We start from the raw sequence: 23849 nt of genomic DNA, 5'->3' as shown, positions 1-23849 counted from the left end.
CGGAAATCATTCGTAGAGTGTAAAGGCAGAAGGGAGCTTGACTGCGAGACCTACAAGTCGAGCAGGGACGAAAGTCGGGCTTAGTGATCCGGTGGTTCCGCATGGAAGGGCCATCGCTCAACGGATAAAAGCTACCCTGGGGATAACAGGCTTATCTCCCCCAAGAGTCCACATCGACGGGGAGGTTTGGCACCTCGATGTCGGCTCATCGCATCCTGGGGCTGAAGTAGGTCCCAAGGGTTGGGCTGTTCGCCCATTAAAGCGGTACGCGAGCTGGGTTCAGAACGTCGTGAGACAGTTCGGTCCCTATCTGTCGCGGGCGTAGGAAGTTTGAGGAGAGCTGTCCTTAGTACGAGAGGACCGGGATGGACGCACCGCTGGTGCACCAGTTGTCACGCCAGTGGCACAGCTGGGTAGCTATGTGCGGACGGGATAAGCGCTGAAAGCATCTAAGCGTGAAGCCCCCTCCAAGATGAGACTTCCCACAGCGCAAGCTGGTAAGACCCCTCATAGACGATGAGGTTGATAGGTTCGGTGTGGAAGCGTGGTAACACGTGGAGCTGACGAATACTAATCGGTCGAGGACTTATCCACACATACTTAGCAAACATGCAGAGCCAGTTTTGAATGAATGACAAAGCCATTCCGTAAAGGAATGGTTTTTTTGCTGCTGAAAAACACAAAATTCGCATTCACGGATGATAGTCCCCGTTAAGCTTCGCTACGGGTTTTCTTATTCATTCATTGCAATGCTTGTGACGGTTTCCTTCCTCTCAATCCATTTGACGGAGACGAAGTGGGCAGTTAAAAGGACCAATGCTCCAAACAGATAAGGCAAATGGATATGAACATCAAACAGAATGCCGGCAAGTAAGGGTCCAAAAATATTTCCCAGACTCATGTAAGCATTGTTCATTCCAGCGACGAATCCTTGTTCTTCCCCGGCCCCCTTGGAGAGAAGCGTGTTGGTCGTTGGCTGCAAGATGTTGTTACAGGTGAAAAACAGCATCGTGATAAACATGACATACCAGAAATTCCCTGAAAGTAGCAAAAGGACGAACGAGATCGAAGACAATAGCAATGTTGAACGTACCCATCAGCGAACATAAGGTAAACAAGATAGCGATGTCACGGCTGGTAAAGCCATAGCTCTGAACCACGTATAAAGGATAAATCGCGTCAAAGTGAGTAAGGCCAAAGGTAAGGACGAAGACAAGGAATAGTAGGACGAAAAAACAAGACTTGATCGATAGGGCAAGCTGCAGGAAAACGTTGGGTTTTTTATCCCGGGATTGTTGTCGAGTCATACGGTGTTCCAACGATAGTGACTCGGGTAAGAAGACCATGCTGCCGATCATCGACAGAACACCGATGCACGCAGATGCGAAAAAGGGCGTACGCATGCCAAACTCAGCGAGTAATCCTCCGACACCTGGCCCGATAATAAAACCGGAGGACATGGACGCTCCGATATACGACATGGCTTTGGTGCGCTGTTCGTTCGTTGTAATATCCGCTGCATAAGCCATGATGGATGGCACCAGAGCAGCAGAGCCAATTCCACCAATTAAGCGTGATACGAACAAAAGCATCAGATCGTCAGCAAGTGCTGCCGAGAAATTGGAGAGGGAGAATAAGCTCAGCCCGAGGACAATCAAAGGCTTTCGACCGTACCTATCGGCGAAATTGCCCGCATGGGTGAAAAAGCGTTATCCACACATTACCTATAAAATTCAGCAAAACGAGTCGGCTCAGCTCTGTAAGATGGTAAAGGAAAGGGTGATCGAGCTGGCGATCGTACGCTTCCCGCTGGAGCTCGATGATTTTTCCGTCATGCAGGCCAATCCGCTGATTTTGCCGAGTACCGAAGGCTTAGGGGTCTACCACATGATCGTGGAGGAATTTAGCCGTCGCAAATTGGAAGTAAATCTGTTGTCCGAATGCTCGGATATTCCCATGCTGTTGGAACTGGTTTCATCGGGTTTCGCGGCAACGATCGTGCCCGAGGTTGTGCTGAAAATGCACAAGGGACACGAGTTGAAAGCCACGAGGATTGATGACACGCATTTAAGCGCCGCATCGGGGATCATTTGGCTAAAGGACCACTACCTTTCAATGGCAGCTCGGCATTTTATTGAGCAAATCAGGCAGTAGAACGCTGAGCTTGTCGGAAAAGGAACATACCTGCCATTCTCGAATCTCTCATGAATCGGATAGCAAAAATTAATAACGCAGACAGGAGCTGGATACGATGATTAAAGGTTTCGGAGGAGTATTTTGGAGAACGAAGGATCTGGAAGCGGTGAAAAAGTGGTATAGCGAAGTGCTGAAGCTTGACATAGAAAATTGGAATGGGACTGTGATAAAACCCCAATCAGGAAATGAGACGATCTTTTCTTTCTTTGCCGAGGATGACAGCTATTTTCCAACAGAGCAACAAGTGATGCTCAATTTCCAAGTACATGATCTAAACGAGACGATCCAGCATCTTGAACATATGGGTGTGCCTCTCGCAAAGGAAAAAGAGAGTAGTGAATTTGGAAAGTTTGTTTGGATTAAAGATCCTGAAGGTCGATTGGTCGAGCTTTGGGAGAAGTAAGGGATTGGAAATTCACCTAAATAAAAAGGAACCATTGTTTTTTCAAAGGACAGAAGTGAAGCATGCCGAGGAAAAAGGGAAAAAAGCTAGTGCGTTCTCCCTTTTCCTCCTCTCCACAACACCTTGACCAAGAGCCGGTCTACAAACCCTTCACAAATCCCTCTTCAAATAGTAATGCGTATACCCTCCAGCATTGGGCAGCTGCCCGTACACCTCAAAGCCCAGCTTGCGATAGAAATCCAATGCCTGAAAGCTCAGCGTATCCAGCTTGATGAAGTCACACTGTTTTTCCCGGGCGATTCTTTCTGCTTCCCGCATGAGCTTGGTGCCATAACCGGATTGGCGAAGCTCATCGCTCACATATAAGTAGTGCACCTCGAGCCAGTTCCAGCAGATCTCACCGAGCAAGCCGCCAAGAACTTCTCCTTGCGCATTCTTGACGAAAAGATTGACCTCCTGATATCTCCCTTTCAGCTCGGCAGGGAAGTGTGCTGCATTGAAGACGTACATTTTTTTACGCACGTAGTCTTTATCTGCTTGCGTCGTTTCACTGGAAATGTGTAATTTCCGCGGCAGGCCTTCCCTTTTGATCGAGTAATAACTGTAGGATTCAAAATCGGAGAAATCCTCGGGCAGGTTATGCAGGGAGTGAGAGTAGCTCATTCCGATTTTTTGCAGAATCCGTAGGGAGGCGTGGTTCTGCGGATGCACAGTGGTGATGATTTCGTCCAGCTCCAGTACATCCAGTCCATAGGAAAGAACGGCTGCTGCCGCTTCTGTAGCAAAGCCCCGACCCGTATAGCGTTCCGAGATTCCGTAATAGATTTCTATTTTCGTAGGGTCGAGATCGTAGGGACCGAGCCCGCAGTACCCGATGAGACGATCGGTTTCCTTGCAGATGACGCCCAGATTGAATTTATGGATTTGCTCCTTGGTATTGCGCTCGCAGCAGGAGATGGACCAGTCTATGATCCCTTGTACCTCTTTTAAGGTAGGGGTGCTTTCTCCTGGGATGAAATCATAGAAATGCTGACCCGATACGGCTAGAAACAAGTCGTGGGCATCATCGGGCTGATAGGGACGAAGGAGGAGTCTTTCGGTTTCGATCCTCGCATCGACAAAGAGATGATGAGCGATAGGAATCACAGCCTTTCGTTTTGACAAAGACACAATTGGTCCACTATTTCTCCAGCTGCCTGGCGACTTCCTCCATGAACAAGACGATGGAGCGGTTTGGGGTGTCTTTCTTCCAGCAGGCGACGACATCAGCTTCGTATCCGTCCCCCTCCAGATCGATCAAGCGGAGGCTGGGAGTAGCATACATCTGGACATGTTTGGATTGGACCGTAATTCCGATCCCAGCATCGACCATGAGCATGACAGCATCGATACGAGAAGCGTGGCTGACGATATCAGGGGAAAAGCCATGCTTTGCACATAGTGTCAAAATGTGATCATAGCCTTGAGGCGACTGGGCACGATCCAGCATCACGAAGGGCTCGGTGGACAGCTGCTCAAGACGCAGAGAAGTGCTCGCGGCAAGCCTGTGATCATGCGGCAGGATGACACAGTACGGCTGTGCCCAAAGCTTCTGGTAAGCGATTCCTTTCATGCTGCCCAGTCCGTGCGACAGGGTAAAGGCGAGATCGATTTCATCTCTCTCCAGCTTTTTGTTGATTTCTCCTACGTTGTAAAAAGCAAAATGAATGTGGATGTTGGGATACTTCTTGCGGAAGGACCTCACGACCAGTGGGAGAAACGACCGTACCGAAACACTCAAAAGACCGATGCGAATGGTTCCGATCCTTCCTTCTTCTGCCAGACGGACGTTCTCGACCGACTCCTCCAAGCGCTGCACAATCTCGCGGGCATCTTTTAAAAAGAGTGTTCCAACCAGTGTCAGCTCGACGGAATGCTTGCTGCGGATGAACAGCTTGACGCCCAGCTTCTTTTCCAGATACGCGATCTGTTGGCTAATGGCGGGCTGAGCGACGAATAGGCTGCGTGCGGCCTCGGAAAAATTCAAGTGCTCGGCGACGGCAATAAAATAGCGAAGCTGACGGATGTCCATCTTTGCCTCCTGTGTCTATTTTCGAGAGAAAGCTTTGTTTTATCATAACACAGAGGCGCTTTTGAGTAAGTTCGTAATAAGGGAAGCTTATGACGGAATAACGATCGGATATTTCAGCTCTGCGTGTGTCCAGGTGTACCATGATTGATAAGGACATAAAAGTCGGGAGGAAATTACGATGCAACGTTTACAGCCCCTTACTCATGAGAAAGCGATGGAGCTCGTCCGCGAAATGCTGCCGGCGATCCGCTCCCGGGCAGCTCTCTCTGAAGAGCTTCGCAGTCAGCCAAAGGAAACGATACTGGCGTTTCGCGATGCCGGACTGATCCGTGCGCTCATGCCCAAGCGGTGGGGAGGATCTGAGCTGGGGATTGACACGATGTACCAAACGACACGTGAGATTGCAAAAGCCGATCCTTCCGCTGGCTGGTGCTTTGGATTACTGGTGCTGCATTCCTGGATGCTCGCTTATTATCCAGATGAGGCACAAAGAGACGTTTGGGGAGAGGATCCAGATGCATGTATTGCCTCCTCCTTTGGCGGTTCGCCTGCCAATCGGGTCGTGCGAGTAGATGGAGGATACATGGTCGATGGAGAATGGGGCTTCTCCTCTGGAATCGATCACAGTGACTGGGCCATGATCTTTGCCCACGTGGCTGCCAGTGAGCCTGACGTATCTCCGCAGGCGATGATGATGCTCGTACCCAAAAGCGATTTTACGATTCTTCCCACCTGGAAGACGATCGCACAAAAGGGAACAGGAAGCAACAATCTCCGTGTACAGCAAGTATTTATTCCAGAGCATCGAACGATTGATATGGTGGCCTGGTGCCAAAAGGGAGAAGGGCCCGGAAGTCAGCTGTCTGACAATGAACTGTACAAGCATCCGCTGTATGCAGTGATTCCCGTGAGTCTCGCGTCCGCGCTGATGGGGGCAAGCCTGGGGGCTTATGAGCTGTGGAGAGATGGAATCAAAGGGAAGTCCACCGTACGAAATGCCAAGGTGGCTGACTTTACCCATCAGCAAATTCGCGTCGCGGAGGTGTCTGCGACCCTGGAGGCCGCCCAAGCGCTGTTTGAAAAATCACTGTCAAGACTGGAAACAGGTGGGCCGATCGATACGTACGAACGCTTGCGTTTACGGCGAAATTACGGCTTTACAGCGAGGCTGTGCAACCAAGCCGTGAAGACCATGATGGAGTCGAGTGGCGCAGGCAGCATGTTTGAAGCCAATCCTCTTCAACGCTACTGGAGAGATGTCCAGGCATCGGCTATGCACATCACCTTTAACATGGATCACCTAGGGGAAATGTTTGGCAAGCTGGAGTTGGGATTACCTCTGAACGAAAAGGATTCCCGGCTTTCCTGACAGAGGAAAAATGAAGAGCAGCGGTAGTCTGGATGCATGTAAGATCCTGACTACCGCTTTCTTGCGGAGGCAAGGCGAAAGACAGACCAGATATCGTTAGTAGGAAACGACAGAGGATTCGCGCAAAAGGGATATTTGTTCAATAAATGAAAAAATGTTTAATTGAAATGAATTAAAAAATCAGTATAATAATATTAGTTTGTCTTTATGAGTAGACGTTTTTCAAAATGGCTATCCATGGAAGCAAACAAATCTATTACCTGCCAAAAGAGAAGCGAAGAACTCGACAGCAATGATGTTACAAATTTATCTTAGTGGGGGAACATCTATGAGAAACATACTTGCAAAGGTAAATCAAGTGAGCTTGGTCAAGCAAATCATTGTAGGCTTAATGATTGGTATTATCCTAGCTGTTATGATCCCTGAAGTGGCAAAACCTGTAGTTATTTTCGGTTCTTTATTTGTCGGCGCTTTGAAAGCGATTGCACCAGTGCTGGTCCTCTTCTTGGTTATGTCAGCCATCGCCCAGCATAAAAGTGGTCAGAAAACGAATATGAAATCGATTATTGTCCTCTACCTGTTAGGAACCTTTTTAGCAGGATCTGTCGCCGTTATTGCAAGCTTTATTTTCCCTGTAGACTTAACTCTGGCTGAGGGAGCAAAGGATGTGACACCTCCCAGTGGTGTTGTCGAGGTTTTGAAGACATTGCTGCTAAATGTGGTGGATAACCCCGTTAACGCCATTGTGAAAGCGAATTATATCGGTATCTTGGCGTGGGCAGTACTTCTTGGCTTGGCATTAAGAAATGCTGCAGATACAACGAAAACGATGATCAGCAATTTTTCAGATGCCGTTTCCAAAATGGTGGGCTGGGTTATTAAATTTGCACCACTCGGAATTATGGGTCTCGTATTTGAGTCGATTACTGCGAATGGTTTGGGTGCGCTGCTAGGCTACGCAAAATTACTCGCTGTCTTGATTGGCTGTATGCTATTTGTGGCGCTGGTTGTTAATCCAATCATGGTATTTGCTGCTATAAGACAAAATCCTTATCCGCTTGTTTTTAAGTGCTTGAAGGAAAGCGGCATTACAGCATTCTTTACACGAAGCTCAGCTTCAAATATTCCTGTAAATATGAAATTGTGCGAAAATCTAGGTCTGAATAAGGATAGTTATTCCGTGTCGATTCCATTAGGGGCTACCATCAATATGGCTGGGGCAGCTGTAACGATTTCTGTTTTGACCCTGGCAGCAGTTCATACACTTGGTATTCAAGTTGATGTTCCTACGGCAATCATCCTCAGCGTCGTATCCGCTATATGTGCGTGCGGAGCTTCTGGGGTAGCTGGTGGGTCTTTATTACTGATCCCTCTTGCATGCAGCTTGTTTGGTATTCCGAATGAGGTTGCGATGCAGGTAGTCGGTGTTGGCTTTATCATTGGTGTGTTACAAGACTCCTTTGAAACGTCACTTAACTCCTCTTCGGATGTTCTATTCACAGCAACAGCTGAGTTTAAAGAATGGCGAAAAAAAGGAAAACAAATCAATATCTCCAAAGCAGCGTAAAGAAGAAACTTTCTTGCGCGGATACAGGAGCTACCCCCAATTGTTAGGATGGACTAATGATTGGGGGTAGCTTTTTTGGGGGAAAAGAATGGCGACATCAAGCAGAATGAGACAGATTGTATTTTATATTGAGTTGATTGTATAATAAACCAAACAAAAAGGAGGTATCTTCCAAAAGGTGGATTCCATACATATTCGCATCGGCCATAACCTGCAGCGTATCCGAAAGCAGCGAGGGCTCAGTCTGGATAAGGTAGCAAGCGCCACCCATGTCAGCAAAGGCATGCTGCATCAGATCGAACGGGGGGAAGTGACCCCCACCGTGACGACGGTTTGGAAGATTGCGACCGGACTGAACATCTCCTTTTCCTCGTTGTTAAAAGAAGAGAATACAGCTGTGTCGATCGTGATTCCAGGATTGCAGCCGGACATCACGGAGGACGAGGGAAGATGCAAGGTCTACCTGCTGTTTCCCTTTGATCCGCAAACGCTTATGGAAATCTTTACCATCGTACTAAGCCCGGGAGCTAACTATTGCTCCTCGCCACATAACGATGGCGTGCTCGAATACATCACTGTCCAATCTGGCAGCTTCACGATCCAGGTAAAGGAGGAGATCTATTCACTGGGCAAAGGCGAGGCCATCCGTTTTACTGGCAATGTTCCGCACTGCTACAAGAATGTGTCAGCGCAGGAAACTACGATACAGGTCATCATGCATTATCCGGAAGCGTAATTTACCAAAAGCATAAGGGGAGGGAATCGAAGTGAGTCAGGGAATGAAAGAGAGTGCGCAACGTGTCCAGAATGTGCTGCGAGAGCTGGGATACACCAATGAGGTCGTAGAACTGCCAGACAGCACACGAACGGCGCAGGAGGCCGCAAGCGCTATTGAATGCGAGATTGCGCAAATAGCCAAGTCGATCCTGTTTCGCCTGAAAAAGTCCGAGCGCCCCCTGCTCGTCGTGGCAAGCGGTGTGAACCGAATAAACGAAAAGCTCATCTCGACGTATGTAGAGGACGAGCTGGGAAAAGCTGATGCCGATTTCGTACGGGAGAGGACGGGCTTTGTCATAGGAGGTGTCGCGCCGGTTGGCCACACGGGGGCGATCGAGACGATCGTGGACGAGGATTTGTTTCGGTACCAGACGATCTGGGCAGCGGCAGGGCATCCGAAAGCCGTTTTCCAACTGACGCCCGATGAGCTGCTCAAAATGACAGGCGGGCGAGTATTGCCGATCAAATAGCTAATTCGCATACGGAGTAAACAAGAACCATCCCACACGTCAGTGCGTGGGATGGTTTTCTATTTGGCCAGGCTGTTTGTTCCAATCGTTTTGTTTTTTGCCATCTTTCATAGCCCGGTTGAGTCATTTGAAAATAGTCATGTGCTGATATGCTTGTGATAGCTCCACAATAGTAAGTCGTCGAAGGGGGGATTCACCTTGCAACGAGGTTGGAAGCAGTGGTCTATTTGTTTTCGTTTGTCAATCGGCGCTTTTCTCATCCTTTTCCAACTTCTCCCTGTTCGTGTGTCAGCTACAGGATTTATTGAACAGGACGCGCTGCAAAAACAAATAGACCAAGCACTTCCCGGCTCATTTTTGACAATACCAGAGGGCATGTACACGGGTCCCATACGTATTGCCAAGCCGATTACGTTGGTCGCCCAAGGCTCTGTCATCATCTCAAATCCTTCACCTGATCCAAAAGATGAACCAGTGGTCGTGATCAGCAGTGATCATGTCACACTCAAAGGCATTGCGATCTCGGACAAACGAGTCAATAGTGCTGAAGCTTCCCTCGTTCTAAAGGGAAGTCACAATGTTCTCGAGCAAGTTCGCATCGAGACAATGGGAACAGGGATTCAGCTGCGAGAGGCAACGAATAATACTCTGCACAACATCAGTGTCACGGGTAAGGCTAAGGAGCAGAGTATCTACGGTGGGGCCGTGCATGATCATGCCAGCCATGGAGCTTCGTCTGCGAACAAGGTAGCAGCCTCAGCACAGAATGTCCCGGCTCGCAAAGGGAACGGCATCGATTTGTTCCAATCCCATCAAAATCGAATCGTTGCAAACAAAATCACCAATGTTTTTGATGGTATTTATCTGGAAAACAGCAACGGCAACCAGATCGTCCAAAACAAGGTCGAGACATCACGTTATGGATACCACTTCATGGGAACTGCCAAGACGCTGCTGCAAGAGAATACCGGCAGCGAAAACGTAACGGGCGCGATGTTGATGGAAACGACGCAAGCTACCGTTCTAAACAATCAGTTCTTCAAACAGAAAAACAACCCGAGTGCACAAGGCATCCTCTTGTATGCCGTGACCGATTCGCAGATTAAAAGCAATTCTATCGAAGGCAACCGAGTGGGGTTGTATCTGGAAAACTCGACTGGCATTGACATCAGAGACAATCGACTCAAGCTGAATTTCATCGGAATGCAGGTGAAAGCGTCGTCAGCGAATACGTTTACAGAAAACCTGTTCATCTCCAACGTGATTCAGGCCCAAGCCCAGGATAGTACCACGGACTCTTTTCGCGGAAACTACTGGGATAATTTGCAGACGCTCGACACGAATGGGGATGGGCGTAGTGAGCTTCCTTACGAAATGAATCCCTTTTACCTAGCATTGACGGATGCTGTACCGCCTTACCAGCTTTTTTTTCAGGCACCAGGGTTCGTTTTTTTAGAGAACCTTTTCTCTTCCGTAACAAATGCCGTGATTCGAGATGAAAGTCCTTTAGTAGCAATTTCTATGAATGCGAAGGATCAAGCATCCGGCACTCCATGGGCAACCGGGATACTGGGGTTGCTCCTTCTCGCAGGCAGTACAACGATTATGTATAAGGGAGGAAAACGGCAATGAAGAAAAGAACATGGACCACCATTATGGGTGCGGTAGTTGGGATTAGTTTGTTTGTCATCGGCTGCGGTAAACAAGAGGCTCAGCCTGTTGAGATCGCAGAAGGGGTGGACAAATGTGATATATGCCACATGCATGTTGCCAATGACCAGCACGCGACAGAGCTTGTTCTCAAGGATGGAAAAGTGTTGAAGTTTGATGATATTGGATGCATGCATGAATGGACTGAAAAGAATGGAACGGAGCAAGTAGATACACAGTTCGTGCGCGATTACTACACAGCAGAGTGGTTGAAGGAAGAACAGGCAGCTTTTGCCTATGACAAGACATATAAAACACCGATGGGATACGGCATCCTCTCCTTTCAGGACAAAGCAGCGGCGGAGAAGTTTGTACAAGAACAAAAAACGGGCACCGTGATGAGTGTTGATAGTCTCAAAAGCCATACCTGGGAACGGACGATGAGCGAACACAAGGATATGGACATGAACATGAATCAGGACAACAACAAATCTTCGGAAGGTACGATGCAGCATTCGTCCCATTAATGACAGGGGAGAGTAGAATATCATGCACATCGAGCTTATCGCCAAACGGGAAGTGACTGTCGGTTTTCGTAATCCGTGGTCGTACTCCTTTCTCGCTTTGTTCACTTTGTTCAGCTTGGGGCTTTTGGTGATCCAGTCGCAGAGCTTTCTGGATGGCTACACGTACTCCACGGGTACCATGCTGAACCTCATTTTGTACTTGCTGCCATTGATGACCATGCTCCTCTCTTCTTTTTCCCTGACTGCGGAAAAAGAGGAGGGTAACTGGCAGCTATTATCTACGTATGCCATGACCACAACTTCGTTTTTGTTTGGAAAGTACGTGGGGCAAGCAATCGTGCTGATCGCGATTATCTGTTTTGGATATGGTCTGTCAGGCGTAGCGGGCGTTTTTTTGGGGAAAAGTTTCTCTTTCACGGCGCTCTTGTTTCTGCTTGTCTTTTCGGTGTCTATCATTCTTTTGTTTTTAGGGGTGGCGATTGTCATCGGTGCTCTCAGTAAAAATCGCTGGCAGGCTCTCACAATGGGGGTTGCCGTTTGGTTTTTTCTGATTCTGGCTTGGCCGACTCTTCTCATTTCTCTGCTTAGTTTTGTTCCATATACGTGGATTAAGCCCCTGTTGCAACTCGCGACGTTTTTCAATCCTGCTGAGTTCGTGCGTATTTATTCTGTCGCACGCTTGGGCGGGGGCTCGATATTTGGTCCTGAATATTACAAGTGGATGTATTGGATTGATTCCCCTCTGGGCGATGTCATCTTTGGTGGACTCATCGTCGGTTGGATCGGGGCAACCCTGTTTATCGCGAGCAAGGCATGGGAAAGGAGGTAGCACATGACAACGAACGGATTGCAAATACAGCAAGCTACGAAGAAGATAGCGGGCAAAGTGATCGTTCAGCCGTTCGATCTGCAGATACAGCCAGGCGAGGTAGTCGCTCTCTGCGGTGGGAATGGAGCGGGGAAAAGTACGATTCTGCGCATGATCGTCGGAATTCTGTCACTTACTTCTGGCAAAATCTCATTGAACGGGAAGACTCACGTAGAGCAACGAGTGGATTACCTAGAGCAAATCGGGTACATGCCGGATCATTTCAACTTTGCTGCTGGTTTGACTGCACGCGAAACGATTCGCTTCTATGCTGCGCTGCGAGGGAAACCAGTGGAAGTGGCCGATAAGGCCCTCCGTGCAGTTGGACTGGAGGAGGTGAAAAACAAACGGGTTACGCAGTTTTCGAAGGGAATGCAGCAGCGCCTGCTGTTTGCCCAAGCCATTTTAGCCAAACCAGCTCTCGTCGTTCTGGATGAACCGACAAACGGGCTTGATCCTTATTGGATGGATGCATTCGTCGATCTCGTGCGGGATTTGAAACAAGCAGGCCAGTCCGTCCTGTTTTCGACGCATCAGCTGCAAGTCGCGGATACAGTTGCTGACCGGGCGATCTTCCTGATGAACGGGCATGTCGTACGAGACAGCTCTATACAGGAATATCAGGCAGAGTACGGGGCGCTTGGATTATACGGAGCGTTCGCCGATCTGTTTGCGCCTACCCTACAAAAGTAAAAATCAGCTTTGCTATTCTCATGATGGGGGTTACACATGAAAGCGAACCATTATAATCGTTTTTGGCGCTGGCATTTCTATGCAGCCTTTTTTATCACACCACTCTTGATTACATTAACGTTAACGGGCATTGGCTATTTATTTTATACAGATGTAGAAAATCGCGCTTACGATGACCTGTTCTTTGGAAAAAGCAATCGTACAGAAGCATTAACCATTGATAAAGGGATTGAGAAGGCGGTAGAGCAATTCAGGGACTATTCAGTCTCCAAGGTCATTGTTTTGGATGAGCCCTATAATACGCGTCTGACGATGACCAATAACGATGGCGACCAAAAATACGTATTTTTAGATGAGAATAATGAGGTTGTCGGCAGCCAGGACGCCAAGTATACATTCTCGAACGTGATGAGAGAATCGCATAGCTCATTATTTGTAGGTGGAACGGTGGTCAACTATTTAGTGGAATTGGCTGCCTGCTGGGCAATCTTCTTGCTGATCTCCGGTATTTACATGACCTTTAGAGGAAAAATATTGAAGATGAAACAAAACCTTACCAAGCAGCAAAAAAACAAAAAGCGGCATGCATTCATCGGGACCATCATCACTATTCCCATGATTGTCATTATTTTTACCAGCTTGCCTTGGTCTGCATTTATGGGCAATTTTATTTACTCAGCGGCTCAAGAGAATCCTTCCTTTGGTATCCCGCTGTTAAAGCAACAGCCGCCAACGTCAAATATGAGTGAAATTCCTTGGGCTACACGAAAAAATGAGGCACCTGCATCCAACCAATCTCATGCGCACCACGGGGATATGGCTGGTATGATGACACACAACAGCAACATGATCAGTGTCCAGCAGTTAATGCAAGAGGTTGAAAAGGAACAGATTTCCAAACCTTATTCCATTGTGTATCCGAAGAATGAAGAGGGTGTATTCACGGTATCAAAAGGCAGCAATACGGGAATAACAGGCCTCGATGTAAGTCCCTACGAAGAAGTCACAACCTATTTTGACCAATACAGCGGAAAGCTGATTTCGAAAGTGGGCTATGAGGATTACGGCATTTTAGCAAAATGGTTCACATGGGGAATCCCCTTGCATGAAGGACATTTATTCGGCTGGCCAAATAAACTCATAAACCTGGTCGTTTGCCTATCTTTTCTCCTCGTCATTTTTTGGGGATTTAAGTCCTGGCTGTCTCGGAAGAAAGAAGGATCGTTTTCTGCTCGACCTAAAGCCTCCAGTAGCTTATCCATCAGTTTCCTTGTCTTGATGGTGGGATTGGGAGTGATTATGCCCTTATTTGGTTTGTCGCTCATACTGGTGGTTATTCTGGAAGGGATGATGCCCTTCATGAATAAAGGGAACAAGAGGGATTTGACGGCTTCGTAGAAAGCACGGCATTTCCCGAAAAAAAGAAACGGATAGGGAAGGAAGTGGCTATCTTCCTCTCTATCCGTTCTTTTATCCTTTTGGCAGCAAGCTCTCAAATACCTACTCTTCAAAGTAATCACTAAGCCCTTTCACGATCGCATCCGCCGAGCGCTGCTGATAGTCGGCTGTGCGTACCAGCGCTTCATCTTTGGCATCCGTCAGAAAGCCCAGCTCGAGAAGAACGGAGGGCTGATCGTTTTCGCGCAGGACGTGGTAGTTGCCAAAGGAAATCCCGTTGCTCTTGGTTCCATAGACCTGTCCGAGGCGCTCTTCGATGGCTTGGGCTAAAGGCTTGTCTTTTTGATCGGAGTAGAAGAAGGTCAAGGTTCCGTTTACCTTCTTCGGGGAGGAGTTGTAGTGAATGCTGATAAAGGCATCGGCTCCCTTTTCTTCACTGATACTCACCCGATCGTGCAACGCTGGATTTTCATCATTCCCTGTTCTTGTCATGACGACCACGGCTCCTTTTTGCCGGAGCAGTTGGGCCAGCTTGTTCGCGGTTTGCAGATTGATCGTCTTTTCCAAGGTGCCATATTTGGTACCAATGGCCCCCACATCACTTCCACCATGGCCGGCATCGATGACGATGAGCTTTCCTTTCAGACCTGGCTTCCCGGCTGATTGGGAGTGGCTGGCTTGGGAAGCAGCGGATGCAGCACTTTTCTGGTTACCGATATAGGCTCCGGATACCCAGCCCGTTTCCCCGGAAGCTAGACGGATGCGCAGCCAATCGTTTTGTTGACCAAGGATCGTAACAGATGTATTCATCGGCAGTACACGAATCACGCCTTGATCCAGTCCTGGGCCGGTCCGCAGCCGCAGGGCATCGGCTAAAACGGAGCCCGTCTTCTGGGCAGGCTTGCTGACTGGTGCGGGAGCAGGATTGGACAAGCCATCCGTGTTCTTCAAATAATGCCCGGCGACCCATCCTGCTGTTTTGCCTGCACTGATTTTTGCCCATCCATATGACTCTGTACTTACGGAGACGATGGTACCGTAAGGAAGGGATCCTACAATGCTTGCCTGTTGGGCAGGCTCGCTGCGCACATTCAACGAAGTAGCCAAAACAATGGCGTTGTCCATGGATGCAGCAGAGGTTTGTTCGGGAAGTGGCAGGGAGGTTGATAGCAGCATGGCGGTGATGAGAGCTGCTTTGCTAGTAATCTTCTTCATGGCTTCTCCTCACGAATGGATGGGAATCTTTTGCAGATCATTATAGGAAACCTTTTCCGTTTCGTGTAGGGCATTTCTTCCTGAATTGGACAAGGAAGTTATAAACAGTCGCGTTGCAGGACTTGTGTGGATGGATGCCGAATCTGCGAAAGAGTAGGTCGAACAGTAGGAGGGATTCAGTCATGATTACCGTCTCATTTTACAAGCAGGATGGGATTGCCCTGGGAGTTCGCACAGAGAGGGGCATTCTCGACGTGCAGGCAGCAGCCAGCCGATTTACGGAGTGGACCGAAGTGCCTGTGACCATCGAAGCTCTCATCGACGGAGGGGACAAAAGTCGGCAGCTGCTGGACAAGCTAACAGATGCAGCATACCAAGACGAGAGTCTGTTTCTGCAGGAAGAAGAGCTGGAGCTTGCTCCAGTCGTACCAAAGCCTTCGAAAATTGTTTGTGTAGGGCTGAACTATCGAAAACATGCGGATGAGTGCAACCTGCCATATCCGACTACACCGATTTTGTTCAGCAAGTTTGCCAACGCCTTGGCGGGGCATGGAGAGGACGTACCGCTGCCGAAAGAGTCCGAAAAGATCGACTACGAAGCAGAGCTTGCGATCGTCATCGGAAAGCGGGCGAGCAACGTCACGGAAGAGGATGCGCTATCCTACGTGTACGGGTATTGCAGTGCCAATGATGTGTCTGCTCGTGACCTGCAGTTTGCGACCTCCCAATGGCTTTTGGGCAAAACCTGCGATAAATTTTGTCCGATCGGTCCATACCTTGTCAGCGCCGACGAAGTAGGTGATCCCGACCAACTGCAGATTCGTACGTATGTGAACGGGGAGCTGCGTCAAAATTCCAGCACGTCCGATATGATCTTCTCTTGCTCCCAAATCATTAGCTACATCTCCAGGCATTTTCCTCTCCTACCGGGAGACGTGATCCTCACAGGCACACCGGAGGGAGTCATTACCGGGCTTCCTGTAGAGAAACAGGTTTGGCTCAAAGATCAGGATGTCGTCTCCGTCGAAATCGAAAAGCTGGGGAGACTGACGAATACATTCCGCCAAGCCTAAGCGCCTAAGCGCAGCTGACACATGGAAAAAGGAACGAGATGCAAAAGGCTCAAATTTGCATTATACTAGCAAATAGTAGCCATTTTTCACGAACAACGGAGGTGTAAGGGATGGCAAATCACGTTTGTTTGCCGGATACTGCAGCCACTCATGCAAAGCCTGAAATGGAAGAGGCGATACTTTGCATGGGGCAGACATTCTGATTCACTATCGCCCATGAGCGTAGAGCATTTCCATTCATTTGGCTTTGCATCCTTATTTTCTTTCATTCAAAATAAGGGGCTGGCAGAAATGAAATATGTGAATGCAACCGCGATCCTACCGGAAAAGCTGATCGAGGAAATCCAGAAATATGTGCAAGGCGAGACGATTTATATTCCAAAGCCGGAGGGGACCTATCAGAGGTGGGGGACTCGCTCAGGTGGAAGAAAGCTGATTGATGACCGCAACCGTGCGATCAAAACGGCTTTTTTATGCGGAAGCTCCATTGATCAGCTGGCTGTCGAGCATTGCCTTTCCGTGGAGACGATCAAAAAAATCGTTTATACGAAATGAAACAGAAATGATAAAAGCACTGTATGCGTTAGATGCGCACAGTGCTTTTTTGTGTATGCCAAGATTATTTCCCAATCGTCTTCTCCCTTTCGAGCCTTGCGTGGAGCGTGTAGTCTAAAAGAGCAAACACGTACACAGGAATTGGAGTGAGAAAAATGCCCCCCTTTATGAAGAGCTATCAATACAATTATATAAAAGCCCAAATCAAGATCCTGCTGAATGGACTTTCCTCCAGCAGCGATGCGAGTGTACACCGAGCACGCAAGGATATCGCCAAAGAAAATGTGGCAAACCTGTTTCCCGTGCTGAGCGAAGAGCAGCAGCTGCTTCTTTATCCGATTGCACAGATTGCCGAGACGGCAGATGTGAAACGGTATTTGTCCGAGCTGCAGCCATACGTCATCCCATTTCCCGTCATTACCGATCAGACGCTGAAAAAGCTTTTCCCAAAAGCGAAAAAGCTCAAGGCACCGTCTATCAAAGACTTGAATCTGCAGGAGCATTCCTATGTCAGCTGGCAGGATGACGGGACGCAAAAGAAATTCGTCATCGCCGAATACCAAGGGAAGCTGGTCGGCTTTAACGGTACGTTTACCCCCATGAACCAAAAAGGAATGTGTGCAATTTGCAACCGATTGGGTGAAGTAGGCATGTTCATTACGGAAATCAAAAGCTCGGGTGACGGTTCGTATCTCAAACGAGGGAACTATGTATGCCAAGACAGCCAATCCTGCAATCAGCAGATTACCATGATCGAAAAGCTGGACGATTTTGTTCGGATGATGACGCAGTAAAAAAACAAGACCGAGCGCTGACGTCAGCAAGCTCGGTCTTCTTTCTTTCTCAGAGTGTCCCTAGTAAGGCTGGATTTCCTCTCCGGTCTCCAGATCGATGACCTGCGTGTTGTCTTGTGGGGTAGGAATGGTCTTGCTCTTTGGTGCCTTCTCGTTTTCCTCCACCCATTTGATGAGCATGTCAAAGCTCTGATGGACGTAGGGAAGAAGGGGCTGCAGCTCTTGATCCGGGTCCGATTTGCTCCAGACGAGGCTGTCGACGTGATTTCCTTTCTCAACCATGTACAGGCGATGCAAATCTCCTTTCCCGGCTTTTTTCACGAGCTCCTCATATCCTTTTGCATGCACATCAGGGAAGATGAGTGTGTCCCAGGAGCCGGCGACCGTAATGAGAGGAACGTTGATGTTTCCCGTGTTCTCGATTGCCGCGACGTTGTTTTTCACACTGCTCGGTCTTTTGAAGTAATCGTAGCTAGCAAATACGTCGTCATGACTGCGGTCGCGCATCCCGTTTTTATCGAAATTCAAATAGTCGCGCCAGTCCAGATGGCGTGGTGCCTTTGGATCAAACTCGTCCCGGTAAATATTCAGGCTGATAAACCAGTAGACCTGATCATGGTAGGCCCACAGCTTTTCGGAGCCCCTGGGGACGCCTGCAGCGTACAGTGCTTCAGCTGCTTTTTCCTTTTCTGCGCCTGAGCCGAAAATAGCTGCTTGGGCATGATTGACGACAGGGGTCAATGTCGTGATGAGATTGGCTTCTTTCGCTCGCCACATGACGCCCTCCCAGTCTACGCCCCCATCGTAGAGCTTCGGCTCCTTCGTCTTTTTCGGGTCGTCATTTTCCAAGGCGTAGCGGACGACATAGCCGCCGTTGGAAATACCCACGGCATAGGTAGGGACCGGATGGCTTTTGGAAACGAGCTTGCTGGCAGGGTTTTTCTTGTCCTTGCTTGAAATGAGCTGGTCAGAATAATGGCTGGCCAAGTAAGCTTGCGCCGCTTTGGTTACCTGACGATAGCGGAGGTTCCATTCACGGAGGGAATCATCCTCGGACACGAGCGCGTTTTTGTTTTTGGCTAAGGGATCGTTCGGATCGATCTCACCCTGTGTGCCTTTATCGATAGCAGCATAGGCAAAGCCCTTTTCCAGTACATAGTCACTGAATAAAAGATCGGTGGAGGTTTCGTTGCGTGTGGCTGGAATGCCTGCGACGACGAGCTTTCCATTCCAATCGGCGGGGACGCGGATGACGAATTTTGCATCCTCGAACATGCCATTGACCTGCGTTCCAGCTACCTCAGCGGGTTGGTACATGCGATACCAGCCGCTCTGATCATCCTTTGAGCCCCAGGTGTACGGAGCGAGCCCGATGTTGCCAAACTGGGTCGCGGCAGCATACTGCAACGGATTTTTCGTGGTGAGCCAGTTTTCCGCTTTTCCGTCAAATGGGGTCACGGTCACACTGTGTGCGCCGGGGATGACGGGAGAGTAGGCAGCATGGACCTGGGTGACGGGATAGGATGTAATGGTAAGGGTGGAGAGCAGCAGAGCAGCGAGCGAGTGGGACATCCAGTTTCTTTTCATACGTTCCTCCTTTGGGTTGAAAGCGGTTCCAATGTCCTGCTAGGAAAAGCAAGGATCGTACCGAATTGAAATGGAGAGGTTTCATGCGCCTTTAAACCAGAAGTGTCGCAAAAGTGAAGCATACAGAATGGCGCGTTTTTGCGACATGACGTATTTTTGCTACAGTTGCGACGAGGAGGTACGTATATGCTCACCCCCCAATTCCTTCGTTTTCTCGACTCGCTGCAAATCGGCATGATGATCATCGATCGGGAGGGAATGATTCTTCACGTCAATCAGGTTGGCTGTCAGCTACTGGGCTTGAGGCTCTCGGAAGTCAGGCAGCATCACGTCTCGAGAATTACACCGGGTGCAGACATTATGCAGGTCGTACGGGATGGCAAAGCGAGCTTGCGGGTGGAAATCCGTTTCGGCGATAAAACGCTGCTAGTGGACCGGATTCCTTACGTAGAAGAAGGCGAAATCATCGGCGCCATTTCTGTCTTTCAGGACATTACTTCCTATGAGGCGGCGACACGAAAAATTTCGGAGCAAGAACGGGAGCTCCATCAGTTTCGGGAGCTGGTCGAGCAGCTGTATGACGGTATCGTGATGTGCGATCGAAACGGAATCGTCACGATGATCAACCAAGCGTACTGCGACTTTCTGGAAACGACGATGGAAGAGGCAATTGGAAAACCGATTACCGAAGTGATCGAGAATACCAGAATGCCTCAAGTCATGGAGACGGGGAAAGCAGAGCTCGGACACCTGATGAGAGTAGGAAATCGCGACATCATCGTGAGCCGCATGCCGATGCGCGAGGACGACAAGATTATTGGCGCGATGGGAAAAGTGATTTTCAACGACCTGCGTGAGCTGCGCAGCATGGTGGATCGCTACAACATCATGGAGCGGAAGCTGGATTACTACCGTCAGGAGCTGAAGCGGGTAGTCGGGACCCGGTATTCCTTTGATTCGATTTTTGCAGATCACCATTTGCTAAAGGAGACGATCCATTTAGCGAAAAAAGTGGCTTCCTCGCGATCCTCCATCCTCATTTTAGGGGAGAGCGGCACGGGAAAAGAACTGTTTGCGCAGGCGATCCACGGTGTCAGTGCCCGTGCGGAAGGCCCGTTTGTCCGAGTCAATTGCGCGGCTATCCCAAAAGACCTCATGGAAGCAGAGCTGTTCGGGTACGAGGAAGGGGCGTTCACTGGGGCGCGAAAAGGAGGCAAGCCAGGCAAGGTCGAGCTGGCGCATGGCGGTACACTGTTTTTGGATGAGATCGGTGATATGCCGCTGGATATGCAGGTAAAGCTGCTGCGAGTGCTCCAGGAAAAAGAGGTAGAGAGGATCGGAGCCACGCGTCCCACACAAGTTGATCTCCGCGTGATTGCAGCGACGCATCGCCCTTTGGAAAAGCTGATGGAGGAAGGACGTTTTCGCGAAGATCTGTACTATCGACTCAATGTCTTTACGATCAGCATCCCACCCCTGCGCGTACAGACTGGTTCCATCATCGCGATGGCACAGCACCTGATCCAGAAGCTGAATCGCGAGCTGTATACATCGGTGACAGGGCTCAGCCCAAGAGTGGAGGATGTCTTTCTCTCCCACAGCTGGCCGGGAAATGTCAGGGAGCTGCACAATGTGCTGGAGAGAGCGATCCAGCTGGCCGATCACGGGTTGCTTGAGACAGAGCATCTGCCGGCTTATTTGCAGGAGAGAAAGGTCGTAGTCAACGGAGAGAGTCTGACACTGGATCTAGAGGCAGAATTGGCCAAGACTGAGAAGAAGGTGCTCGCCATGGCATTGGAGAAGGCAGAGGGGAATAAGGTAAAGGCAGCGAGCCTGCTGGGGATTCATCGGGCGAGCCTGTATCGGAAGCTGGAGAAGCTGGGGATGGATGTTACCTAGGCGAGGAGAGATCATGGATGAGCATCGGCATCGTCGCATGGAACTGTCGGCAGGCCTTTCGCAAAAAAGTGGAGAAGCTTGCGCGGTTTCGCCCCGAGATCGCCGTCATTTCGGAGTGTGAATCAATAGAGCGGCTAGGTGATAAACATACTTCCTTGTTTCCAAACGCTCTCTGGTTTGGGGACAATCCGCACAAAGGACTCGGTGTATTCAGTACTTCCGCGTATTCACTTACAGTTCATCCTGCCTACGACCCACGGTTTCGCTGGGTTGTTCCTATCTGCGTGACAGGCCTGGAGTCTTTTACGCTGTTGGCCGTTTGGACAAAGGATCACAAAGACAGAAAGCAGGGCTATATCGGGCAGCTGTTTTTGGCTCTGCAGCAGTACCAGACGCTTTTGGAAAAGGAAACCTGCCTCGTAGTGGGAGATCTAAACAGCAACGCCATTTGGGATGCTCTCCCGCGTGTCGGAAACCATACGGCAGTCGTCCAAATGCTGAAGGAGTATGGGGTAGAAAGTACGTACCACTGTTTTTTTCAGGAGGAACATGGCAAGGAATCTGTTCCGACCTATTATTTTCATCACCATCGGGAGAAGGGCTACCATATCGATTATGGCTTCCTACCTGTCAAGTGGATCGAGCGAGTAGAGTCCGTTCAAATAGGGACATACGAAGAGTGGCGGGAATGGAGCGACCATGTGCCGGTGGTGGTAAAGGTTGGAGAGCGCTTGAAGGGAAACTAGCAAAGAACCTCAATGGAGTGCGACTGCTGCGCTCTTCACGGAGGTTCTTTTCATTTGGACAAGATGGGTAACTAACCTTCCTTGCTAAATCGCTTTCATAGGATAACTTTATACGAGATATAAAATAATTGAATTTGTGAAAGTAATTTCCACAATCTATCATTACAATATATTTTTCTAACTAATGAAAATATTCAAAATAAACAATGAACTATTACTGCTTTTCAGTTTTATTAAAAATCTGTAGGCGAATCGCGCCGCTGCTCTATGGAAAGGATCACACAAAAAAGGGGGATAGAAAGGAACACGCACTTCGAGAAGACTCGTAAAGAAAGAGGGGGTTACGTTACGATGGTAAGCTTCAAACAGGTTGTAAAAAAAGGCTTTCTCCTGATGGCAGCCTTGCTATTGACGGTGGGGACTGTGGCTTGTTCTTCCGCACCAGAGAGCAGCCAGGGAGATTCGGGAAGCACCACAAATTCAGCCGCTCAGCCAGCAGCAGCTCCTGCAGCCAATGCAGGTGATGAAACGCCAAAATCAGGTGGCATCTTGAAGCTGGCACGAGCACAGGATCTGTCCAATCTCGACCCGATCGTTCCGGGTGACAACATGACGATCTGGGCTCTGCTTTTGATGTACGATCAGCTGGTGCGGGTGACGGCAGACGGAAATGATGTAGAGCCGGCTCTGGCCACCGATTGGACGATCTCGGAAGACAAGAAAACGTATGTATTCAACCTGCGAAAAGACGTGAAATTCCACGATGGCTCCGTGATGACGGCTGCTGACGTAAAATTCTCTCTCGACCGCGCACGAGACGAGGGCTCGAGCTGGAGCTGGATCTATACCGGCATCGAATCCGTAGAAGTATCCGGTGACAACCAAGTCACGATCAAAACAAAAACGCCTTATGCACCGCTGCTTTCTTCTCTCGCTTTGTTCAGCAGCTCGATCGTGTCGGAGAAAGCGGTGAAGGACCAAGGCAAAGATTTTCTGAGCGACAAAGAATTCGGTACCGGGCCCTTCAAGCTGGCCAACTGGCAGCGCGGACAAAAAGTGGAGCTGGCGAAAAACGCGGATTACTGGCAGGCAGGCAAGCCTTATCTGGACGGCGTAGAGCTGGTACAGGTGCCAGAGGATACGACCCGTCTCTTCCAGCTTCGCGCAGGCGACATCGATATCGCCTCCAACGTTCCATTCAACGCAATGGCTGAGCTGCAAGCAGATCCGGCCCTGACGGTTATGACACCGCAAGTATCTCGCGTGGACGTCATCAACATCAACCATACGCACGAGCCGTTTAACGACGTGAAAATTCGGCAAGCGATCAACTACGCGGTCGACAAAGATCTGATCATCAAAACGGTACTGATGGGCAATGGCGAAATGGCTACTTCTTATTTGCCAAAAATGAAGTACTTCAACGATCAGCTCGAAGGCTACAAATACGATTTGGAAAAAGCGAAAAAGCTGATGGCCGAATCCTCGAAACCGCAGGGCTTCAAAACGAAGCTGCTGATCGCCTCCGGTGATGAGACAGACCGCCAGATCGCCGTGATCGTCAAAGATCAGCTGGCAGCACTGGGCATTGACGTAGAGATTCAAATGATGGAATCAGGTGCGGCGTATGAATCAGTCAACCAGATGAACTACGATCTGGCGACCACGTACTTCTCGACGGATATTATCGACCCGGATGAGCTGACGAGCTTTGAAGTCGTTTCTACGGGCGGCACGGATGCGTATCACACGGGCTACAAAAACCCGAAAGTGGATGAGCTGGCTGAAAAGGCCCGCGCTGAGCTGGACGAGGCGAAGCGCAAGGAAATGTACCTCGAAATTCAGAAGCTGGTCAGCGAAGATGCGACCTTCCTGTTCCTCTATTACAAGCCGGCAACCTACGCGGTGCAGAATTACGTCAAAGGCTTCCACGTATTGTCGACCGGAAACTATCGACTTGAGGAAGTATGGCTCAATAAGTAAAGAGGGTG

At 49.3% G+C, this 23849-nt stretch carries 23 protein-coding genes, 1 rRNA gene and 1 pseudogene (1 of these 25 cut by a window edge); 18 read left to right on the top strand and 7 right to left on the bottom strand.

Features of this window, described 5'->3' with window-relative positions:
• Window positions 1–594 (top strand): 23S ribosomal RNA (locus tag ACLIN2_RS23775) (it extends 2334 nt beyond the left edge of the window).
• Window positions 595–733: 139 nt separating this feature from the next.
• On the opposite strand, the gene ACLIN2_RS23770 is transcribed toward ACLIN2_RS23775, so the two are convergent.
• Both ACLIN2_RS23770 and ACLIN2_RS23765 read right to left on the bottom strand, forming a co-directional pair.
• Window positions 734–1051: an MFS transporter gene (locus ACLIN2_RS23770; RefSeq protein ID WP_411502335.1), complete on the bottom strand. Its 318-nt coding sequence runs from the start codon at window positions 1049–1051 to the stop codon at window positions 734–736.
• Window positions 990–1658, bottom strand: coding sequence for an MFS transporter (locus ACLIN2_RS23765; RefSeq protein WP_411502334.1), 669 nt, complete (start codon window positions 1656–1658; stop codon window positions 990–992). The genes ACLIN2_RS23770 and ACLIN2_RS23765 overlap by 62 nt, the downstream gene beginning before the upstream one ends.
• Before the next feature lie 40 nt (window positions 1659–1698).
• Between ACLIN2_RS23765 and ACLIN2_RS23760 the strand changes: the two genes are divergently transcribed.
• Both ACLIN2_RS23760 and ACLIN2_RS23755 read left to right on the top strand, forming a co-directional pair.
• The gene (locus ACLIN2_RS23760) at window positions 1699–2154 is read left to right on the top strand and encodes a LysR family transcriptional regulator substrate-binding protein (RefSeq protein WP_411502333.1); all 456 of its coding nucleotides are present in this window, start codon (window positions 1699–1701) and stop codon (window positions 2152–2154) included.
• Between the two features lie 97 nt (window positions 2155–2251).
• Window positions 2252–2599 (top strand): VOC family protein, encoded by a 348-nt coding sequence (locus ACLIN2_RS23755; RefSeq protein ID WP_092275947.1) that lies wholly within the window; start codon window positions 2252–2254, stop codon window positions 2597–2599.
• 150 nt (window positions 2600–2749) lie between these two features.
• On the opposite strand, the gene ACLIN2_RS23750 is transcribed toward ACLIN2_RS23755, so the two are convergent.
• The 3 genes and pseudogenes from ACLIN2_RS23750 to ACLIN2_RS23740 all read right to left on the bottom strand — a co-directional run bounded on the left by ACLIN2_RS23750 (window position 2750) and on the right by ACLIN2_RS23740 (window position 4670).
• Window positions 2750–3175: a GNAT family N-acetyltransferase gene (locus ACLIN2_RS23750; protein ID WP_258957920.1), complete on the bottom strand. Its 426-nt coding sequence runs from the start codon at window positions 3173–3175 to the stop codon at window positions 2750–2752.
• A gap of 96 nt (window positions 3176–3271) precedes the next feature.
• A pseudogene (locus ACLIN2_RS23745) lies at window positions 3272–3865 on the bottom strand (GNAT family N-acetyltransferase); the annotation flags it as partial.
• The gene (locus ACLIN2_RS23740; RefSeq protein ID WP_411502332.1) at window positions 3780–4670 is read right to left on the bottom strand and encodes a LysR family transcriptional regulator; all 891 of its coding nucleotides are present in this window, start codon (window positions 4668–4670) and stop codon (window positions 3780–3782) included. The pseudogene ACLIN2_RS23745 and the gene ACLIN2_RS23740, both read right to left, overlap by 86 nt.
• A gap of 178 nt (window positions 4671–4848) precedes the next feature.
• On the opposite strand from ACLIN2_RS23740, the gene ACLIN2_RS23735 reads away from it, so the two are divergent.
• The 9 genes from ACLIN2_RS23735 to ACLIN2_RS23695 all read left to right on the top strand — a co-directional run bounded on the left by ACLIN2_RS23735 (window position 4849) and on the right by ACLIN2_RS23695 (window position 13989).
• A complete protein-coding gene (locus ACLIN2_RS23735; RefSeq protein WP_411502331.1) occupies window positions 4849–6039 on the top strand; it encodes an acyl-CoA dehydrogenase family protein in 1191 nt (396 codons plus the stop codon).
• 328 nt (window positions 6040–6367) lie between these two features.
• Window positions 6368–7606 carry a serine/threonine transporter SstT gene (sstT, locus tag ACLIN2_RS23730; RefSeq protein ID WP_411502330.1) on the top strand — a complete coding sequence of 413 codons (1239 nt, stop codon included), beginning with the start codon at window positions 6368–6370 and terminating at the stop codon, window positions 7604–7606.
• 178 nt (window positions 7607–7784) lie between these two features.
• A complete protein-coding gene (locus ACLIN2_RS23725) occupies window positions 7785–8342 on the top strand; it encodes a helix-turn-helix domain-containing protein (RefSeq protein ID WP_411502329.1) in 558 nt (185 codons plus the stop codon).
• 31 nt (window positions 8343–8373) lie between these two features.
• Window positions 8374–8853 carry a YbaK/EbsC family protein gene (locus ACLIN2_RS23720; protein ID WP_411502328.1) on the top strand — a complete coding sequence of 160 codons (480 nt, stop codon included), beginning with the start codon at window positions 8374–8376 and terminating at the stop codon, window positions 8851–8853.
• 198 nt (window positions 8854–9051) lie between these two features.
• Window positions 9052–10485, top strand: coding sequence for a right-handed parallel beta-helix repeat-containing protein (locus ACLIN2_RS23715; RefSeq protein WP_411502327.1), 1434 nt, complete (start codon window positions 9052–9054; stop codon window positions 10483–10485).
• Entirely contained in the window at window positions 10482–11030 is a 549-nt protein-coding gene (locus tag ACLIN2_RS23710) for a nitrous oxide reductase accessory protein NosL (protein WP_411502326.1), read from the top strand. The genes ACLIN2_RS23715 and ACLIN2_RS23710 overlap by 4 nt, the downstream gene beginning before the upstream one ends.
• 22 nt (window positions 11031–11052) lie before the next feature.
• On the top strand, window positions 11053–11859 hold the full coding sequence (locus ACLIN2_RS23705) for an ABC transporter permease (protein ID WP_411502325.1): 807 nt from the start codon (window positions 11053–11055) through the stop codon (window positions 11857–11859).
• A gap of 3 nt (window positions 11860–11862) precedes the next feature.
• A complete protein-coding gene (locus ACLIN2_RS23700) occupies window positions 11863–12591 on the top strand; it encodes an ABC transporter ATP-binding protein (RefSeq protein ID WP_092275921.1) in 729 nt (242 codons plus the stop codon).
• Between the two features lie 36 nt (window positions 12592–12627).
• Complete coding sequence (locus ACLIN2_RS23695; RefSeq protein WP_411502324.1) at window positions 12628–13989, top strand: PepSY-associated TM helix domain-containing protein; 1362 nt, start codon at window positions 12628–12630, stop codon at window positions 13987–13989.
• Between the two features lie 102 nt (window positions 13990–14091).
• Here ACLIN2_RS23695 and ACLIN2_RS23690 read toward each other — a convergent pair whose 3' ends face one another.
• Window positions 14092–15204 (bottom strand): N-acetylmuramoyl-L-alanine amidase, encoded by a 1113-nt coding sequence (locus ACLIN2_RS23690; protein ID WP_411502323.1) that lies wholly within the window; start codon window positions 15202–15204, stop codon window positions 14092–14094.
• 182 nt (window positions 15205–15386) lie between these two features.
• Between ACLIN2_RS23690 and ACLIN2_RS23685 the strand changes: the two genes are divergently transcribed.
• From ACLIN2_RS23685 to ACLIN2_RS23675, 3 genes are all read left to right on the top strand, one after another.
• On the top strand, window positions 15387–16277 hold the full coding sequence (locus ACLIN2_RS23685; protein WP_411502322.1) for a fumarylacetoacetate hydrolase family protein: 891 nt from the start codon (window positions 15387–15389) through the stop codon (window positions 16275–16277).
• A gap of 291 nt (window positions 16278–16568) precedes the next feature.
• Window positions 16569–16832: a CD3324 family protein gene (locus ACLIN2_RS23680; RefSeq protein ID WP_092275975.1), complete on the top strand. Its 264-nt coding sequence runs from the start codon at window positions 16569–16571 to the stop codon at window positions 16830–16832.
• A gap of 155 nt (window positions 16833–16987) precedes the next feature.
• Window positions 16988–17626 (top strand): FusB/FusC family EF-G-binding protein, encoded by a 639-nt coding sequence (locus ACLIN2_RS23675; protein ID WP_400587789.1) that lies wholly within the window; start codon window positions 16988–16990, stop codon window positions 17624–17626.
• 60 nt (window positions 17627–17686) lie between these two features.
• Here ACLIN2_RS23675 and ACLIN2_RS23670 read toward each other — a convergent pair whose 3' ends face one another.
• Window positions 17687–19213 (bottom strand): alpha/beta hydrolase, encoded by a 1527-nt coding sequence (locus ACLIN2_RS23670; protein WP_411502321.1) that lies wholly within the window; start codon window positions 19211–19213, stop codon window positions 17687–17689.
• 186 nt (window positions 19214–19399) lie between these two features.
• Between ACLIN2_RS23670 and ACLIN2_RS23665 the strand changes: the two genes are divergently transcribed.
• From ACLIN2_RS23665 to ACLIN2_RS23655, 3 genes are all read left to right on the top strand, one after another.
• Window positions 19400–21112, top strand: coding sequence for a sigma 54-interacting transcriptional regulator (locus ACLIN2_RS23665; protein ID WP_092275906.1), 1713 nt, complete (start codon window positions 19400–19402; stop codon window positions 21110–21112).
• Between the two features lie 17 nt (window positions 21113–21129).
• The gene (locus ACLIN2_RS23660; protein ID WP_411502320.1) at window positions 21130–21858 is read left to right on the top strand and encodes an endonuclease/exonuclease/phosphatase family protein; all 729 of its coding nucleotides are present in this window, start codon (window positions 21130–21132) and stop codon (window positions 21856–21858) included.
• 351 nt (window positions 21859–22209) lie between these two features.
• The gene (locus ACLIN2_RS23655) at window positions 22210–23841 is read left to right on the top strand and encodes an ABC transporter substrate-binding protein (protein ID WP_411502319.1); all 1632 of its coding nucleotides are present in this window, start codon (window positions 22210–22212) and stop codon (window positions 23839–23841) included.
• Window positions 23842–23849 lie beyond the last annotated feature (8 nt).

Source organism: Brevibacillus centrosporus, assembly GCF_046622605.1.
In the GTDB taxonomy this organism is placed as follows: domain Bacteria; phylum Bacillota; class Bacilli; order Brevibacillales; family Brevibacillaceae; genus Brevibacillus; species Brevibacillus centrosporus.
The sequence above is the reverse complement of the archived record's forward strand: the minus strand, read 5'-3'. Positions and strand labels throughout refer to the sequence as shown.